The organism is Planotetraspora phitsanulokensis (assembly GCF_016863295.1).
Lineage (GTDB): Bacteria > Actinomycetota > Actinomycetes > Streptosporangiales > Streptosporangiaceae > Planotetraspora > Planotetraspora phitsanulokensis.
Window position 1 is genome coordinate 155091 of sequence record NZ_BOOP01000026.1, and the last position, 14952, is coordinate 170042.

The window sequence follows — 14952 nt, forward strand, 5'->3', positions numbered from 1 at the left end:
AACGAACCCCCGCGCCTCGTACAGCATCATGCCTAAAGCTCGGAAACCGAGCCTCCGGCAGCGGTGATCTTCTCCTTGGCGCCGGCGGAGAAGGCGTGCGCCTGCACGTTCAACGCCACGGAGATGTCACCGGTTCCCAGCACCTTGACGAGCTGGTTCTTGCGAACCGCACCCTTGACGACCATGTCGTCGACGGTGACGTTCCCGCCCTCCGGGAAGAGCTCCCCGAGCCTGTCCAGGTTGACGACCTGGTAGGTCGTCTTGAACAGGGCGTTGGAGAAGCCCTTCAGCTTCGGCAGCCGCCGCTGGAGCGGAATCTGGCCACCCTCGAAGCCGAGCGGGACGTTCGTGCGGGACTTGGTGCCCTTGGTACCACGACCGGCGGTCTTGCCCTTGGACGCCTCGCCACGACCCTTGCGGATCTTGGCCTTGTTGGCACCAGGAGCCGGACGGAGGTCGTGGATCTTGAGCGGAGCGTTCTCAGTCATGACTAGTCCACCTCTTCGACCTCGACGAGGTGCGTCACCACGGCGACCATGCCCCGGATCTCCGGGCGGTCCTCCTTGACGACGACATCGCCGATTCGCTTCAGGCCCAGCGAGCGAAGCGAGTCACGCTGGTTCTGCTTGCCACCGATCTTCGACCGGGTCTGAGTGATCTTCAGCCGCGCCATCGGCTAGCTCACCGCCTTTGCGGCGGCGGCCTCCGCGAGGCCTTCCGCACGCGCCTTCAGCATCGCCTTGGGGGCGACGTCCTCGATGGGCAGGCCACGACGGGCGGCGATCTCCTCGGGCCTGCTGAGGCCCTTCAGAGCCGCCACGGTGGCGTGCACGATGTTGATCGGGTTGTCCGAGCCGAGCGACTTGGACAGCACGTCGTGGATCCCGGCGCACTCCAGGACGGCGCGCACCGGACCACCCGCGATGACACCGGTACCGGCAGAGGCCGGACGCAGCAGGACGACGCCCGCGGCGTCCTCACCCTGCACGGTGTGCGGGATGGTGCCCTGGATGCGCGGCACCTTGAAGAAGTGCTTCTTGGCCTCCTCGACGCCCTTGGCGATCGCCGCGGGCACCTCCTTGGCCTTGCCGTAGCCGACCCCGACGAGGCCGTTGCCGTCGCCGACGATGACCAGCGCGGTGAAGCTGAAGCGCCGACCACCCTTGACGACCTTGGCGACTCGGTTGATCTTTACGACGCGCTCGATGTACGAGACGCCCTTGTCTGCGGCGCCGCCGCGGCGATCGTCACGACGGTCACGCCGCTCGCCACCGCCGCCTGCGCCGCGACGCGGAGCTGCAGCCATCAGTGGTTCCTCTTCTCGTTGCTCATGGGACGGGCCGACATCAGAACTCCAGCCCGCCTTCCCGGGCGCTGTCCGCGAGAGCGGCCAGCCGGCCCGCGTAGCGGTTGCCACCGCGGTCGAAGACGACGGCGGTGATCCCGGCGGTCTTGGCCCGCTGAGCGAGAAGCTCGCCGACCTTCTTCGCCTTGTCCGTCTTGTCACCCTCGGCACCGCGGAGCGCGACGTCCATCGTGGACGCGCTCACCAGCGTGTGGCCCTTGGTGTCATCGACGATCTGCACGAACAGGTGACGCGTGGACCTGTTGACGACCAGGCGCGGACGCTCGGTCGTGCCGAAGACGGTCTTGCGGACTCGGTGGTGCCGGCGGGCCCGCGAGACAGCGCGGGCGGCCGTGTGCTTGCCGAACGCAGTCTTGCCAGCCATGCCTACTTACCAGCCTTTCCGACCTTGCGGCGGACAACTTCGCCTTGGTAGCGCACGCCCTTGCCCTTGTACGGGTCGGGCTTGCGCAGCTTCCTGATGTTCGCGGCGACCTCGCCGACCTTCTGCTTGTCGATGCCGTCCACGTGGAACAACGTGGGCCGCTCGACGCGGAAGGTCACGCCCTCGGGCGCGTCGACGATCACCGGGTGGCTGAAGCCCAAAGAGAACTCCAGCTGCGTCGGGCCCTTGGCCTGGACGCGGTAACCGACACCGACGATCTCCAGGGACTTCGTGTAGCCCTGCGTCACGCCCGACACCATGTTGGCGATCAGAGTGCGCGACAGGCCGTGCAGCGCACGGACCTTGTTCTCGTCGTTGGGGCGGCTGACGGCGATGGTGCCGTCCTCAGCCCGCGCGACCTCGATGGGCTCGGCCACCGTGTGGCTGAGCGTGCCCTTGGGCCCCTTGACCTGGACGTCCCGACCACTGATGGTGACGTCGACACCTGCCGGTACGGGGATGGGCAGCCGTCCGATTCTCGACATGCTGTGGTTCCTCCCCTCTTACCAGACGTAGGCGAGGACTTCCCCGCCCACTCCACGCTTGCCTGCCTGCTTGTCCGTCATCAGGCCGCCGGACGTCGAGATGATCGCGACGCCCAGTCCGCCCAGGACGCGGGGCAGGTTGTCCTTCTTTGCATAGACCCGCAGGCCGGGCTTGGAGACCCGGCGCAGGCCCGCGAGCGAACGCTCACGGCTGGGGCCGAACTTCAGCTCCACCACGAGGTTCTTGCCGACCTTGGCGTCTTCGACGCTCCAGGCCTGGATGTAGCCCTCCTGCTGCAGGATCTCGGCGATGTGCGCCTTGATCTTCGAGTAGGGCATGGTGACGGTGTCGTGATAGGCCGAGTTCGCGTTACGCAGACGCGTCAGCATGTCTGCGATCGGGTCGGTCATCGTCATGGCCGGTGGCCTTCCTCACCGCGGTTTCCATCGCGTGGACCTACGGTGCGGTCATGGACGCCGGCGGTGCCGGCGCCCGGTTGATTTGACTTCAGTTGCGGCGGGTGACCCCGGGCGGGATCTACCAGCTCGACTTGGTGATGCCGGGCAGCTCGCCCCGGTGCGCCATCTCGCGGAAGCACACGCGGCAGAGCCCGAACTTGCGGTAGACAGCGCGCGGACGGCCGCAGCGCGAGCACCGAGTGTACGCCCGGACCTCGAACTTCTGCTTGCGCGCTGCCTTGACCTTGAGCGACGTCTTCGCCATGATCAGGCCTCCTTGAAGGGGAATCCGAGGTGCTTCAGCAGCGCCCGCCCCTGCTCGTCGTTCTTCGCGGTGGTCACGACCGTGATGTCCATGCCCCGCTGCCGGTCGACCTTGTCCTGGTCGACCTCGTGGAACATGACCTGCTCGGTGAGGCCGAAGGTGTAGTTGCCGTTGCCGTCGAACTGCTTCGGCGACAGACCGCGGAAGTCACGGATACGCGGAAGCGCAAGCGACAGCAGACGGTCGAGGAACTCCCACATCCGGTCGCCGCGCAGCGTCACGTGGGCGCCGATCGGCATGCCCTCGCGGAGCTTGAACTGCGCGATGGACTTGCGGGCGCGGGCGACGGCCGGCTTCTGACCGGTGATCACGGTGAGGTCGCGGACGGCGCCCTCGATGAGCTTCGAGTCGCGGGCGGCCTCGCCGACACCCATGTTCACCTTGATCTTGGTGAGCGAGGGAACCAGCATGATGTTCTCGATGCCGAACTCCTCGCGCAGCTTCGCGATGATCTCCTCGCGGTAGCGCTGCTTGAGGCGCGGTAGCGTGCGCCCAGCCTCAGTCGACTCAGTAGTGGTGGCGGTCATCAGTTGTCCTCACCCGTCTCGTCGGCCTCGTCGCTCTTCGCGGCGGCCTTCTTCTCGGGCTTGTCCTTGGGCTTCTCTTCATCCTTGAGCTTCTTGACGTTGCTCACGTGGATGGGGGCCTCCATGGTCTGCACGCCGCCTTCCTTGGCGCCGCGCGGACCCTGGTGGGTCACCTTGGAGTGCTTCTTGACCATGTTCACGCCCTCGACCACCACACGCTCCTCGCGCGGGAGGGCGGCGATGACCCGGCCCTGGGCACCCTTGTCCTTGCCGGCGATGACCTTGACGAGGTCACCCTTCTTCACATGCAGCTTCGGCATTTACAACACCTCCGGGGCGAGCGAGATGATGCGCATGAACCTCTTGTCACGCAGTTCACGGCCGACCGGGCCGAAGATGCGCGTGCCCCGGGGGTCACCGCTGTCCTTGATGATGACCGCGGCGTTCTCGTCGAAGCGGATGTAGGAGCCGTCGGGGCGGCGGCGCTCCTTCACGGTGCGCACCACGACAGCCTTGACAACGTCGCCTTTTTTCACGCCGCCGCCGGGAATGGCGTCCTTCACCGTCGCAACGATGACATCGCCGATTCCCGCGTAGCGCCGACCCGAGCCACCGAGAACGCGGATGCAGAGAATCTCCTTGGCACCCGTGTTGTCGGCGACCTTGAGCCGCGACTCCTGCTGGATCACGTCAACTCCTGTGTGTCGCGCCGGTTCTCACCGTCCGGTGAGCCTGGCGGAACTGATGTGGTCTTGTTCCCTCGGCGACAGCCCTGGGACCGCCGCCGCTGGCGGACCGGACCTTTCGGCCCGGACCCTTGGACACCGTCATGGGGGATGGTCTCCCATCCCCCACGAGGCGCGTTCTTGTTACTTGGCCTTCTCGAGGATCTCGACGACGCGCCAGCGCTTGCTGGCCGACAGCGGCCGGGTCTCCATCAGGAGGACACGGTCGCCGACGCCGCAGGTGTTCTGCTCGTCGTGGGCCTTGTACTTCGTCGTACGGCGGATGACCTTGCCGTACAGGGGGTGCTTCACGCGGTCCTCGACGGCGACGACGACGGTCTTGTCCATCTTGTCGCTGACCACCAGGCCCTCACGGGTCTTGCGGTAGTTCCGCGCCTGCTTCTCGGTTGTCTCGGCTGCCTCAGCCATCGCTCGTCTCCTTCTCGACCGTGACGATTCCGAGCTCACGCTCACGCATCACGGTGTAGATACGGGCGATCTCGCGCCGGACGGCACGCAGCCGCCCGTGGCTCTCCAACTGTCCGGTCGCCGACTGGAAGCGGAGGTTGAACAGCTCCTCCTTGGCTTCCTTCAGCTTCTGGACCAGGACTTCCTGGTCCTCGGGCCGCAGCTCACCGGCGGTCAGGCCCTTAGCCATCACGCCTCACCCACTTCACGCTTCACAAACCGGCACTTCATGGGGAGCTTGTGCATCGCACGGCGCAGGGCCTCACGGGCCACGGGCTCGGCGACACCGGACAGCTCGAACATGATTCGGCCGGGCTTGACATTGGCGATCCACCACTCCGGAGAACCCTTACCGGAACCCATGCGGGTCTCGGCCGGCTTCTTGGTGAGGGGACGGTCCGGGTAGATGTTGATCCACACCTTGCCACCACGGCGGATGTGCCGGGTCATGGCGATACGTGCGGCCTCGATCTGGCGGTTGGTCACGTAGGAGTGCTCAAGCGCCTGGATGCCGAACTCGCCGAAGACGACCCTGGTACCGCCCTTGGCGGCACCGTGACGGTCGGGCCGGTGCTGCTTACGGTGCTTGACCCTGCGAGGGATCAGCATGGTCAGCTCCCTTCGGCACCCGGCTGCTCTGCCGGGCCGGTCTCGGGGGCAGCCTGCGCGGCGGCCTCGGTTCTGGGTGCGCGGTCCGAACGACCGGCGGCCCCGCCACGGCGCGGACGGTCGCCGCCGCCACGACGCGGACGGTCGCCGCCCGGGCCGCCACGACGGTCGTCGCGCTCACGGCGCTGACCGGCGCGAGCGCCCGCCGCCGCGACCGCGGCGGCCTCGCGCTCGGCGCGGCTCGTCGGGGCCTCGCCCTTGTAGATCCACACCTTCACGCCGATGCGGCCGAACGTGGTGCGGGCCTCGTAGAAGCCGTAGTCGATGTCGGCGCGGAGCGTGTGCAGGGGCACGCGGCCCTCGCGGTAGAACTCCGAGCGGGACATCTCCGCACCGCCGAGGCGGCCGGAGCACTGGACACGGATGCCCTTGGCGCCGCTCTTCATGGCGGACTGCATGGCCTTGCGCATTGCCCGGCGGAACGAGACGCGGCTGGACAGCTGCTCGGCCACGCCCTGCGCGACGAGCTGCGCGTCGATCTCGGGGTTCTTCACCTCGAGGATGTTCAGCTGGACCTGCTTCTTGGTCAGCTTCTCCAGGTCGCCGCGGATGCGGTCGGCCTCCGCGCCGCGACGGCCGATGACGATGCCCGGCCGGGCGGTGTGGATGTCGACCTGCACGCGGTCGGTCGTACGCTCGATCTCGACCTTGGAGATGCCGGCCCGCTCCATGCCCTTCTGCAGCATGCGACGGATCGCCACGTCCTCGGCGACGTACGACTTGTAGAGCTTGTCGGCGTACCACCGGCTCTTGAAGTCGGTCGTGATGCCGAGGCGGAACCCGTGCGGGTTAACCTTCTGGCCCACTATCGGGTCCTTCCCTTCGGCTTCGGCTCGCGAGATTCCACGATCACCGTGATGTGGCTCGTCCGCTTGTTGATCCGGTAGGCGCGACCCTGGGCACGCGGACGGAACCGCTTGAGCGTCGGGCCCTCGTCGACCCACGCACGGCTCACGACGAGCGTTTCACGGTCGAGCTTGAAGTTGTGCTCCGCGTTCGCGATCGCGCTCGAGAGCACCTTGTAGACGGTCTCGCTCGCCGACTGGGGAGCGAACTGCAGCACGGCCTGCGCCTCCGAAGCGGGCAGCCCGCGAATGAGGTCCACCACACGGCGGGCCTTCCGGGGCGTGTGGCGCGCGAACCGCGCCTGTGCCCTGGCTTCCATCGCTGTCTCCTCTGATGCTTACTTGAAGGCGCTTACCGCCGGCTGCGGCGGTCTTCCTTGACGTGGCTGCGGAACGTCCGCGTGGGCGCGAACTCTCCGAGCTTGTGACCGATCATCGCGTCGGTGATGAACACCGGGACGTGCTTGCGGCCGTCGTGCACGGCGATCGTGTGACCGATCATGTCCGGCACGATCATGGAGCGCCGCGACCACGTCTTGATGACGTTCTTGGTGCCCTTCTCGTTCTGTGCGTCCACCTTCTTCTGAAGGTGGTCGTCCACGAAGGGGCCCTTCTTAAGGCTACGTGGCATTTTGGCTGCTCCTACCGCTTCTTCCGCTTGCTCCGACGACGGATGATCAGTCGGTCGCTCGGCTTGTTCGCCTGCCGGGTGCGGCCCTCAGGCTTGCCCTTCGGGTTCACCGGGTGGCGACCGCCGGAGGTCTTACCCTCACCACCACCGTGCGGGTGGTCGACCGGGTTCATGGCGACACCGCGAACCGTGGGGCGCTTGCCCTTCCAACGGTTACGGCCGGCCTTACCGAGGTTGATGTTGGCCTGCTCGGCGTTGCCCACCTGGCCCACAGAGGCGCGGCAGCGAATGTCGACCTGGCGCATTTCTCCGGACGGCATACGCAGCGTGGCGTAGCTGCCCTCCTTGGCGAGCAGCTGGATCTGCGCGCCGGCGCTGCGGCCGAGCTTGGCGCCACCACCCGGACGGAGCTCCACCGCGTGGATGAAGGTACCGGTCGGGATGTTGCGCAGCGGCAGGCAGTTGCCCGGCTTGATGTCGGCGGCGGGGCCGTTCTCGATACGGTCCCCCTGCTTGAGGCCGGCGGGCGCGAGGATGTAGCGCTTCTCGCCGTCGGCGTAGTGCAGCAGCGCGATGCGGGAGGTCCGGTTCGGGTCGTACTCGATGTGAGCGACCTTGGCCGGGATCCCGTCCTTGTCGTGGCGGCGGAAGTCGATGATCCGGTAGGCGCGCTTGTGCCCGCCTCCCTGGTGCCGGGCGGTGACCCGGCCGTGTACGTTACGCCCGCCCTTGCTGTGCAGGGGTGCAAGCAGCGACTTCTCCGGGGTGCTGCGCGTGATCTCGGCGAAGTCCGAGACGCTCGCGCCGCGACGACCCGGTGTCGTCGGCTTGTATTTGCGGATGCCCATCTTTTTCGTTCATCCTTCGTCGGTTCATACCGGTAGGGGTCCGCCTCACGGCGGTCCCCCCGGTGCTGACGTTCCAGGACCGGCCGGCTCGCCTCCCGGCGAGGCGGCCCGTCCCTTCGTGTGGCGGAGTTAGCCGATCTGACCGAAGATGTCGATCCGCTCGCCCTCCGCCAGGCTCACGATCGCGCGCTTGGTGTCAGGGCGCTGGCCGAAGCCGGTCCTGGTCCGCTTGCGCTTCCCCTGGCGGTTGATCGTGTTCACGCTCGTGACCTTGACCCCGAAGATCTGCTCGATGGCGATCTTCACCTGGGTCTTGTTCACATCCTTGCGCACCAGGAAGGTGTACTTGTTGTGCTCATCGATCAGGCCGTAGCTCTTCTCAGAGACGATCGGCTTGAGGATGACGTCCCGAGGGTCGGCGATCTTCTGCATCAGCCCTCATCCTTCCCGCTGCTCGCCAGCCGGGCCACGACCTGCTCGTAGGCCTCCTGAGTGAAGACCACGTCGTCGTGAACCAGCACGTCATAGGTGTTCAGCTGCCCGGCGTCCAGCAGGTGGACCTCGGGAGCGTTGCGCAGGCTCAGCCAGGTGTTCTCGTCGTTCTCGTCGACGACGACGAGCACGCTGCGAGCCTCAGTGATCTTCCGCAGCGCCTGCAGCGCCGCCTTGGTCTTGGGGGTGTCCCCCTCGACCAGGCTGCTCACCACGTGCACGCGTCCGCCGCCGGCCCGGTCAGACAGAGCGCCGCGCAGCGCGGCGGTCTTCATCTTCTTGGGCGTCCGCTGCTCGTACGAGCGCGGCTGCGGGCCGTGGACGACGCCACCACCGGTGAACTGCGGGGCGCGGGTCGAACCCTGGCGGGCGCGGCCGGTGCCCTTCTGGCGGTACGGCTTCTTGCCGCCACCGCTGACCTCGCCGCGGGTCTTGGTCTTGTGCGTGCCCTGCCGGCGAGCGGCGAGCTGCGCGACCACGACCTGGTGGATCAGCGGGATGTTGACCTTGGCGCCGAAGACGGCGTCGGGCAGGTCGACGGTTCCGGTCTTCGAGCCGCTGGCGTTGAGGACGTCAATGGTGCTCACTTGGCAGCCCCCTTCTTGGCAGCGGTGCGGAGGAGAACCAGGCTGCCGTTGGCGCCGGGGATCGCACCCTTGATCAGGATGAGGCCCTTCTCGGCGTCCACGGCGTGAACCTTCAGGCTCTGGATGGTCACGCGGACGTTACCCATCCGGCCGGCCATGCGCAGGCCCTTGAAAACGCGGCCCGGGGTGGCGCAGCCGCCGATGGAACCCGGCGAGCGGTGCTTGCGCTGGGTACCGTGCGAAGCGCCCAGACCACGGAAGTTGTGGCGCTTCATGACGCCGGCGAAGCCCTTGCCCTTGCTCTTGCCGGTGACGTCGATGTACTGCCCGGCCTCGAAGGTGTCCGCGAGGACTTCCTGGCCGATGGTGTACTCGGAGGCGTCGTCGGTGCGAACCTCGGTGAAGTAGCGGCGCGGGGTGATGTCGTGCTTGCGCAGGTAGTCGCCCAGCGGCTTGTTGACCTTCCGCGGGTCGACCTGCCCGTAGCCGAGCTGGACGGCGGAGTAGCCGTCCTGCTCCGGCGTGCGGACCCTGGTCACCACACACGGACCGGCCTCGACGACGGTGACCGGAACCAGCCGGTTCCCCTCGTCGAAGACCTGGGTCATGCCGAGCTTCTTGCCCAGGACGCCCTTGATCTGCTTAGCCATGTCAGTGCGTTCCCTCAGAGCTTGATCGAGATGTCGACGCCGGCAGGAAGGTCGAGCCGCATGAGCGAGTCGACGGTCTTCGGCGTCGGGTCGATGATGTCAATCAGCCGCTTGTGCGTGCGCATCTCAAAGTGCTCGCGGCTGTCCTTGTACTTGTGCGGCGACCGGATGACGCAGTACACGTTCTTCTCGGTCGGCAGCGGCACCGGGCCAGCGACCTTGGCGCCGGTCCGCGTCACCGTCTCGACGATCTTCTTGGCCGAGCTGTCGATGACCTCGTGGTCATACGCCTTGAGCCGGATGCGGATCTTCTGTCCCGCCATAGTGGCCTCGGTGTCCTTCGCTGTCGTCGTATAAAGCTTCATGCGGCCTGTTGCCGCTGTGGTTTCCCCGCGATCGGCGCCGGACGTCGTCCGGTTCTCCGTGATCTGGCAGTCGTTTCGGTCATCACCTGCCGAAACCACTGCGAGATCACGGTCTCGTCGTCCGTGGGACGGGGCCTGGGCCCCTCCGTGGTGCGGCGGTCAGGTCCGTAGGGGCCTGACCGCCACTCCGCGACGGTACTACTTGATGATCTTCGTAACCCGGCCGGCGCCGACGGTGCGGCCACCCTCACGGATCGCGAACTTGAGGCCTTCCTCCATCGCGATCGGCTGGATCAGCTGGACGGTCATCTCGGTGTTGTCACCGGGCATGACCATCTCGGTGCCCTCGGGCAGGTTCACAACGCCGGTCACGTCAGTCGTACGGAAGTAGAACTGCGGACGGTAGTTGTTGAAGAACGGCGTGTGGCGGCCGCCCTCGTCCTTGGACAGGATGTAGACCTGCGCCTCGAACTCGGTGTGCGGGGTCGTCGTGCCCGGCTTGATGACACACTGGCCGCGCTCGACGTCCTCACGCTTGATGCCACGCAGGAGCAGACCGACGTTGTCACCGGCCTGGCCCTCGTCGAGGAGCTTGCGGAACATCTCGACACCGGTGACGGTGGTCGTGGTGCTCTTCTCCTTGATGCCGATGATGTCGACGGTCTCGTTGACCTTGACGACACCGCGCTCGATACGGCCGGTGACGACCGTGCCGCGACCGGTGATCGAGAAGACGTCCTCGATCGGCATCAGGAACGGCTTGTCGGTGTCACGCTGCGGCTCGGGAACGTTGTCGTCCACCGCGGTCATGAGCTCGATGATGCTGTCGGCCCACTTCTCGTCGCCCTCGAGCGCCTTCAGCGCCGAGACGCGGACGACCGGCAGGTCGTCGCCCGGGAACTCCTGGGCGGACAGCAGCTCGCGGACCTCGAGCTCGACGAGCTCCAGGATCTCCTCGTCGTCCACCATGTCGGCCTTGTTCAGCGCGACGACGATGTACGGAACACCGACCTGGCGGGCCAGGAGCACGTGCTCCTTGGTCTGCGGCATCGGGCCGTCGGTGGCGGCGACCACGAGGATCGCGCCGTCCATCTGCGCGGCACCCGTGATCATGTTCTTCACGTAGTCGGCGTGACCGGGGCAGTCCACGTGGGCGTAGTGGCGCTTCTCGGTCTGGTACTCGACGTGCGCGATCGAGATGGTGATACCGCGAGCCTTCTCCTCAGGCGCCTTGTCGATCTTGTCGAACGGGGTCGCCTCGTTGAGCTGCGGGAAACGGTCGTGAAGCACCTTGGTGATCGCCGCGGTCAGAGTGGTCTTGCCGTGGTCGATGTGCCCAATGGTGCCGATGTTCACGTGCGGCTTGTTCCGCTCGAACTTGGCCTTGGCCACTGCTCTGTCTCCTTAGAGATTCTGACTTACCTTGCGTTTCCAACTCAGGCCCCGTACGGCCTGGCACCCGAGAGCGCCGTGCCGTACGCGAAGGGACTCACGTCCCGAGCCTCTCCGGAAACGGGGCGCCGATGTGCGTCGACGCCCCTACCGGAGCGGCGCGGAACTATTCGCCCCGAGCCTTCGCGACGATCTCCTTGGCGATGCCCGGGGGCACCTCCGCGTAGGAGTCGAACTGCATGCTGTAGCTCGCCCGTCCCTGTGTCTTGCTACGCAGGTCACCCACGTAGCCGAACATCTCAGAGAGGGGAACGAGCGCGGTGATGACCCGAGCGCCTGCCCGCTCATCCATCGACTGGATCTGTCCACGGCGACCGTTCAGGTCACCGATGACGTCACCCATGTAGTCCTCAGGCGTGACGACCTCAACGGCCATCATCGGCTCGAGGAGCACGGCGTCGGCCTTGCGCGCGGCCTCCTTGAAGGCCATCGAGCCGGCGATCTTGAAGGCCATTTCCGACGAGTCGACCTCGTGGAAGGCACCGTCTCGCAGAATGACCTTCACGCCGACCATCGAATAGCCGGCGAGAACACCGAACTCGGCGGCCTCCTGGGCACCCGCGTCCACCGACGGGATGTACTCCCGCGGGATGCGGCCACCGGAGACCTTGTTCTCGAACTCGTATCCGTCGTTGCCCTCGCCCAGCGGCTCGAGGTCGATGATCACGCGAGCGAACTGGCCGGAACCACCGGTCTGCTTCTTGTGCGTGTACTCGACCTTCTCCACCTTGCGGCGAATGGTCTCGCGGTACGCGACCTGAGGACGACCGATGTTGGCCTCGACCTTGAACTCGCGGCGCATCCGGTCGACGATGATCTCCAGGTGGAGCTCACCCATACCCCAGATGACCGTCTGCCCGGTCTCCTCGTCCCGGCGGACCTGGAAGGACGGGTCCTCCTCGGCCAGCCGCTGGATCGCGGTGCCCAGCTTCTCCTGGTCGCCCTTGGTCTTCGGCTCGATCGCGACGCTGATGACCGGCGCCGGGAACGTCATCGACTCGAGCACAACCGGGTTGTTCGGGTCACAGAGCGTGTCACCGGTGGTGGTGTCCTTCAGGCCCATGACCGCCACGATGGCGCCGGCGGAGGACGAAGGGAGCTCAGCACGCTTGTTGGCGTGCATCTGGTAGATCTTGCCGATCCGCTCCTTCTTGCCCTTCACCGAGTTGATGACACTGGTGCCGGTCTCGAGCGAGCCCGAGTAGATGCGGAGGTAGGTGAGCTTGCCCAGGTGCGGGTCGCTCATGATCTTGAACGCCAGCGCGGAGAACGGCTCGTTCGGGTCCGCGTGCCGCTCGACGACCTGGTCCTCGTGCCCGACGGCGTGGCCCTTGAAGGCCGGGATGTCGATCGGGGCGGGGAGGTAGGCCACGACGGCGTCGAGCAGGGGCTGCACGCCCTTGTTCTTGAACGCCGTGCCGCACAGAACCGGGTTGATCGCGCTCTTCAGCGTCGCGCGGCGAAGGGCCGCGACGAGCTGCTCCTCGGTGGGCTCGACACCCTCGAGGAAGAGCTCCATGAGCTCGTCGTCGTTCTCGGCGACGGTCTCGACCAGTCTGTCGCGCCACTCGCGAGCCGCGTCGGCGTGGTCGGCCGGGATGTCGACGATGTCGTACATCTCGCCCTTGGCCGCCTCCATGGGCCAGATCAGACCCTTCATCCGCACCAGGTCGATGACGCCCTTGAAGTCGGACTCAACACCCCAGGGGAGCTGGATGACGGCCGGGGTCGCGCCCAGACGGTTGATCATCATGTCGACGCAGCGGTGGAACTCCGCGCCGACCCGGTCCATCTTGTTGACGAAGCAGATGCGCGGGACGTCATAGCGGTCGGCTTGACGCCACACGGTCTCGGACTGGGGCTCAACACCCGCGACGCCGTCGAACACGGTGACCGCACCGTCAAGGACACGAAGGTTGCGCTCGACTTCGATGGTGAAGTCGACGTGACCCGGGGTGTCGATGATGTTGATCGTGTGACCGTCCCACTCACAGGTCGTCGCGGCCGACGTGATCGTGATGCCGCGCTCCTGCTCCTGCTCCATCCAGTCCATGGTGGCAGCGCCATCGTGGACTTCACCGATCTTGTAGTTGATGCCGGTGTAGAACAGGATGCGTTCGGTCGTAGTGGTCTTGCCCGCATCGATATGGGCGATGATCCCAATGTTGCGGACCTTGGCCAGGTCAAGAGCGGTACTTGCGGCCACTTCTCTCGCGTCCTCGTCGTCTCGTCGAAATTCCGCCGACTACCAGCGGTAGTGAGCGAAGGCCTTGTTGGACTCGGCCATCTTGTGGGTGTCCTCGCGCCGCTTCACGCTGGCGCCGAGGCCATTGCTCGCGTCGAGCAGCTCGTTCATGAGCCGCTCGGTCATGGTCTTCTCGCGGCGGGCCCGGGAGTACTGCACGAGCCACCGCAGAGCCAGCGTGGTGCTGCGCGCCGCGCGCACCTCGACCGGCACCTGGTAGGTCGCACCGCCGACGCGGCGGCTGCGAACCTCGAGAGTGGGCTTGACGTTGTCGAGCGCACGCTTGAGGGTGACGACGGGGTCGTTGCCCGTCTTGTCCTTGCAACCCTCGAGGGCGCCGTACACGATCGACTGGGCGATCGAGCGCTTGCCGTCAAGGAGAACCTTGTTGATCAGCGCCGTGACCAGCGGGGAGTTGTGCACCGGGTCAGCGACAAGCTGGCGGCGGCCAGGGGAACCCTTGCGCGGCATGTCAGCTCTTCTCCTTCTTCGCGCCGTAGCGGCTGCGGGCCTGCTTGCGGTTACGGACACCCTGGGTGTCCAGCGAGCCACGGATGATCTTGTAGCGAACACCCGGCAGGTCCTTCACACGACCGCCACGCACGAGCACGATCGAGTGCTCCTGGAGGTTGTGACCCACTCCAGGGATGTACGCCGTGACCTCGATGCCGTTGGTGAGCCGAACACGGGCCACCTTGCGCAGCGCCGAGTTGGGCTTCTTGGGGGTCGTGGTGTAGACGCGCGTGCACACGCCGCGCCGCTGCGGGCTTCCCTTGAGGGCAGGAGTCTTGGTCTTACTGACCTTGTCCTGCCGGCCCTTTCGGACCAACTGCTGAATGGTGGGCACCGCGTCTCCGTTTCGTGCCTTGGCCGGTGATACGTAGTTCCTGGCGCCGGACGCCGTGGCGTCTCGATCCAGGCCGTGCATTTCGCAGGCACTGCCGGTGTCATGACCTGCTGGTTTTTGGTCTCCTTCGGCCCACGCGCTCGGGCGTGTCGCGCGCTAAGCGCGTCCCCGCCCGGAAAGCCCGGCCGATGTGGAGGAGTCACGCGCCGCCCTAGCCTCCCCTTCGGGACGACCTTCGGGCGCACGCATGCGAGCCCATGGAGTCCATAGGCACGAAGACAAAGATTACCCAGCACTGCGCAACACGTCAAAACAGTTGTCGCCGGGTCGTTTGTGATCCGTGCCATGGCCCCCGCGTCCTGCCTTCCTCACAGGCCGCCACTGGGCTCGCAGCGAAGTCTACCGGCACCGGAGGGGTCTTCCTGCCATTTCCGTGCTTACTTGTCCTCGCTCCGCTCGGACGGGCTCGGGGCGCCCCTTGTGGCGATGCCTTCCCTCGTCGTTCGGGGTCGCTCGTTCCTCGCTTCCCCACTCACTCCTCA

25 protein-coding genes are annotated in these 14952 nt (G+C 66.4%); all 25 read right to left on the reverse strand.

Annotated features, from left to right (window positions below; genetic code table 11):
* Window positions 1–32: 32 nt before the first annotated feature.
* Entirely contained in the window at window positions 33–488 is a 456-nt protein-coding gene (gene rplO, locus Pph01_RS27700) for a 50S ribosomal protein L15 (protein WP_204076096.1), read from the reverse strand.
* Window positions 489–490: 2 nt separating this feature from the next.
* Window positions 491–673, reverse strand: coding sequence for a 50S ribosomal protein L30 (rpmD, locus tag Pph01_RS27705; RefSeq protein WP_030451484.1), 183 nt, complete (start codon window positions 671–673; stop codon window positions 491–493).
* A 3-nt stretch (window positions 674–676) separates the two neighbouring features.
* A complete protein-coding gene (gene rpsE / locus Pph01_RS27710; protein ID WP_203885777.1) occupies window positions 677–1306 on the reverse strand; it encodes a 30S ribosomal protein S5 in 630 nt (209 codons plus the stop codon).
* Between the two features lie 40 nt (window positions 1307–1346).
* Window positions 1347–1730, reverse strand: coding sequence for a 50S ribosomal protein L18 (rplR, locus tag Pph01_RS27715; RefSeq protein ID WP_204076097.1), 384 nt, complete (start codon window positions 1728–1730; stop codon window positions 1347–1349).
* Window positions 1731–1732: 2 nt separating this feature from the next.
* Window positions 1733–2275: a 50S ribosomal protein L6 gene (gene rplF, locus Pph01_RS27720; RefSeq protein WP_204076098.1), complete on the reverse strand. Its 543-nt coding sequence runs from the start codon at window positions 2273–2275 to the stop codon at window positions 1733–1735.
* Between the two features lie 18 nt (window positions 2276–2293).
* On the reverse strand, window positions 2294–2692 hold the full coding sequence (gene rpsH, locus Pph01_RS27725) for a 30S ribosomal protein S8 (RefSeq protein ID WP_066933619.1): 399 nt from the start codon (window positions 2690–2692) through the stop codon (window positions 2294–2296).
* Between the two features lie 121 nt (window positions 2693–2813).
* A complete protein-coding gene (locus tag Pph01_RS27730; protein ID WP_030451489.1) occupies window positions 2814–2999 on the reverse strand; it encodes a type Z 30S ribosomal protein S14 in 186 nt (61 codons plus the stop codon).
* A gap of 2 nt (window positions 3000–3001) precedes the next feature.
* Window positions 3002–3586, reverse strand: a complete 585-nt coding sequence (rplE, locus tag Pph01_RS27735; protein ID WP_204076099.1) for a 50S ribosomal protein L5 — start codon at window positions 3584–3586, stop codon at window positions 3002–3004.
* Window positions 3586–3897 (reverse strand): 50S ribosomal protein L24, encoded by a 312-nt coding sequence (gene rplX, locus Pph01_RS27740; RefSeq protein ID WP_204076124.1) that lies wholly within the window; start codon window positions 3895–3897, stop codon window positions 3586–3588. The genes rplE and rplX overlap by 1 nt, the downstream gene beginning before the upstream one ends.
* A 9-nt stretch (window positions 3898–3906) precedes the next feature.
* Window positions 3907–4275, reverse strand: a complete 369-nt coding sequence (gene rplN / locus Pph01_RS27745) for a 50S ribosomal protein L14 (RefSeq protein WP_203885782.1) — start codon at window positions 4273–4275, stop codon at window positions 3907–3909.
* Between the two features lie 180 nt (window positions 4276–4455).
* Window positions 4456–4740 carry a 30S ribosomal protein S17 gene (rpsQ, locus tag Pph01_RS27750; protein ID WP_203885783.1) on the reverse strand — a complete coding sequence of 95 codons (285 nt, stop codon included), beginning with the start codon at window positions 4738–4740 and terminating at the stop codon, window positions 4456–4458.
* Window positions 4733–4969 (reverse strand): 50S ribosomal protein L29, encoded by a 237-nt coding sequence (gene rpmC, locus Pph01_RS27755; protein ID WP_203885784.1) that lies wholly within the window; start codon window positions 4967–4969, stop codon window positions 4733–4735. The genes rpsQ and rpmC overlap by 8 nt, the downstream gene beginning before the upstream one ends.
* Window positions 4969–5388 carry a 50S ribosomal protein L16 gene (rplP, locus tag Pph01_RS27760; RefSeq protein ID WP_203885785.1) on the reverse strand — a complete coding sequence of 140 codons (420 nt, stop codon included), beginning with the start codon at window positions 5386–5388 and terminating at the stop codon, window positions 4969–4971. Before rplP ends, rpmC begins: the two co-directional genes overlap by 1 nt.
* Before the next feature lie 2 nt (window positions 5389–5390).
* Window positions 5391–6254 (reverse strand): 30S ribosomal protein S3, encoded by an 864-nt coding sequence (gene rpsC / locus Pph01_RS27765; RefSeq protein WP_204076100.1) that lies wholly within the window; start codon window positions 6252–6254, stop codon window positions 5391–5393.
* The gene (rplV, locus tag Pph01_RS27770; protein ID WP_204076101.1) at window positions 6254–6613 is read right to left on the reverse strand and encodes a 50S ribosomal protein L22; all 360 of its coding nucleotides are present in this window, start codon (window positions 6611–6613) and stop codon (window positions 6254–6256) included. The genes rpsC and rplV overlap by 1 nt, the downstream gene beginning before the upstream one ends.
* Before the next feature lie 32 nt (window positions 6614–6645).
* Window positions 6646–6924, reverse strand: a complete 279-nt coding sequence (gene rpsS / locus Pph01_RS27775) for a 30S ribosomal protein S19 (protein ID WP_203885788.1) — start codon at window positions 6922–6924, stop codon at window positions 6646–6648.
* 11 nt (window positions 6925–6935) lie between these two features.
* Window positions 6936–7772: a 50S ribosomal protein L2 gene (rplB, locus tag Pph01_RS27780; RefSeq protein ID WP_203885789.1), complete on the reverse strand. Its 837-nt coding sequence runs from the start codon at window positions 7770–7772 to the stop codon at window positions 6936–6938.
* 129 nt (window positions 7773–7901) lie between these two features.
* Window positions 7902–8204 carry a 50S ribosomal protein L23 gene (gene rplW / locus Pph01_RS27785; protein ID WP_204076102.1) on the reverse strand — a complete coding sequence of 101 codons (303 nt, stop codon included), beginning with the start codon at window positions 8202–8204 and terminating at the stop codon, window positions 7902–7904.
* Window positions 8204–8851 (reverse strand): 50S ribosomal protein L4, encoded by a 648-nt coding sequence (rplD, locus tag Pph01_RS27790; RefSeq protein WP_204076103.1) that lies wholly within the window; start codon window positions 8849–8851, stop codon window positions 8204–8206. The genes rplW and rplD overlap by 1 nt, the downstream gene beginning before the upstream one ends.
* Window positions 8848–9501 carry a 50S ribosomal protein L3 gene (gene rplC, locus Pph01_RS27795; RefSeq protein WP_204076104.1) on the reverse strand — a complete coding sequence of 218 codons (654 nt, stop codon included), beginning with the start codon at window positions 9499–9501 and terminating at the stop codon, window positions 8848–8850. Before rplC ends, rplD begins: the two co-directional genes overlap by 4 nt.
* Before the next feature lie 14 nt (window positions 9502–9515).
* The gene (gene rpsJ / locus Pph01_RS27800; protein ID WP_012887830.1) at window positions 9516–9824 is read right to left on the reverse strand and encodes a 30S ribosomal protein S10; all 309 of its coding nucleotides are present in this window, start codon (window positions 9822–9824) and stop codon (window positions 9516–9518) included.
* A 240-nt stretch (window positions 9825–10064) separates the two neighbouring features.
* The gene (tuf, locus tag Pph01_RS27805; RefSeq protein ID WP_204076105.1) at window positions 10065–11258 is read right to left on the reverse strand and encodes an elongation factor Tu; all 1194 of its coding nucleotides are present in this window, start codon (window positions 11256–11258) and stop codon (window positions 10065–10067) included.
* A gap of 166 nt (window positions 11259–11424) precedes the next feature.
* Entirely contained in the window at window positions 11425–13524 is a 2100-nt protein-coding gene (gene fusA / locus Pph01_RS27810) for an elongation factor G (RefSeq protein WP_204076106.1), read from the reverse strand.
* Between the two features lie 39 nt (window positions 13525–13563).
* Window positions 13564–14034, reverse strand: a complete 471-nt coding sequence (rpsG, locus tag Pph01_RS27815; RefSeq protein WP_061253214.1) for a 30S ribosomal protein S7 — start codon at window positions 14032–14034, stop codon at window positions 13564–13566.
* Between the two features lies 1 nt (window position 14035).
* On the reverse strand, window positions 14036–14410 hold the full coding sequence (rpsL, locus tag Pph01_RS27820) for a 30S ribosomal protein S12 (protein ID WP_061253213.1): 375 nt from the start codon (window positions 14408–14410) through the stop codon (window positions 14036–14038).
* Window positions 14411–14952 lie beyond the last annotated feature (542 nt).

What these genes read in the sequence shown, in the direction of transcription:
- rplF (WP_204076098.1), bottom strand. Translation starts at nt 2,275, where the DNA reads ATGTCGAGAATCGGACGGCTGCCCATCCCCGTACCGGCAGGTGTCGAC.
- rpmC (WP_203885784.1), bottom strand. Translation starts at nt 4,969, where the DNA reads ATGGCTAAGGGCCTGACCGCCGGTGAGCTGCGGCCCGAGGACCAGGAA.
- rplO (WP_204076096.1), bottom strand. Translation starts at nt 488, where the DNA reads ATGACTGAGAACGCTCCGCTCAAGATCCACGACCTCCGTCCGGCTCCT.
- rplW (WP_204076102.1), bottom strand. Translation starts at nt 8,204, where the DNA reads ATGCAGAAGATCGCCGACCCTCGGGACGTCATCCTCAAGCCGATCGTC.
- rpmD (WP_030451484.1), bottom strand. Translation starts at nt 673, where the DNA reads ATGGCGCGGCTGAAGATCACTCAGACCCGGTCGAAGATCGGTGGCAAG.
- rplP (WP_203885785.1), bottom strand. Translation starts at nt 5,388, where the DNA reads ATGCTGATCCCTCGCAGGGTCAAGCACCGTAAGCAGCACCGGCCCGAC.
- rplR (WP_204076097.1), bottom strand. Translation starts at nt 1,730, where the DNA reads ATGGCTGGCAAGACTGCGTTCGGCAAGCACACGGCCGCCCGCGCTGTC.
- rplC (WP_204076104.1), bottom strand. Translation starts at nt 9,501, where the DNA reads ATGGCTAAGCAGATCAAGGGCGTCCTGGGCAAGAAGCTCGGCATGACC.
- rplB (WP_203885789.1), bottom strand. Translation starts at nt 7,772, where the DNA reads ATGGGCATCCGCAAATACAAGCCGACGACACCGGGTCGTCGCGGCGCG.
- rpsJ (WP_012887830.1), bottom strand. Translation starts at nt 9,824, where the DNA reads ATGGCGGGACAGAAGATCCGCATCCGGCTCAAGGCGTATGACCACGAG.
- rpsE (WP_203885777.1), bottom strand. Translation starts at nt 1,306, where the DNA reads ATGGCTGCAGCTCCGCGTCGCGGCGCAGGCGGCGGTGGCGAGCGGCGT.
- rpsS (WP_203885788.1), bottom strand. Translation starts at nt 6,924, where the DNA reads ATGCCACGTAGCCTTAAGAAGGGCCCCTTCGTGGACGACCACCTTCAG.
- rpsQ (WP_203885783.1), bottom strand. Translation starts at nt 4,740, where the DNA reads ATGGCTGAGGCAGCCGAGACAACCGAGAAGCAGGCGCGGAACTACCGC.
- Pph01_RS27730 (WP_030451489.1), bottom strand. Translation starts at nt 2,999, where the DNA reads ATGGCGAAGACGTCGCTCAAGGTCAAGGCAGCGCGCAAGCAGAAGTTC.
- rplV (WP_204076101.1), bottom strand. Translation starts at nt 6,613, where the DNA reads ATGGAAGCCAGGGCACAGGCGCGGTTCGCGCGCCACACGCCCCGGAAG.
- rpsH (WP_066933619.1), bottom strand. Translation starts at nt 2,692, where the DNA reads ATGACGATGACCGACCCGATCGCAGACATGCTGACGCGTCTGCGTAAC.
- rpsG (WP_061253214.1), bottom strand. Translation starts at nt 14,034, where the DNA reads ATGCCGCGCAAGGGTTCCCCTGGCCGCCGCCAGCTTGTCGCTGACCCG.
- rplE (WP_204076099.1), bottom strand. Translation starts at nt 3,586, where the DNA reads ATGACCGCCACCACTACTGAGTCGACTGAGGCTGGGCGCACGCTACCG.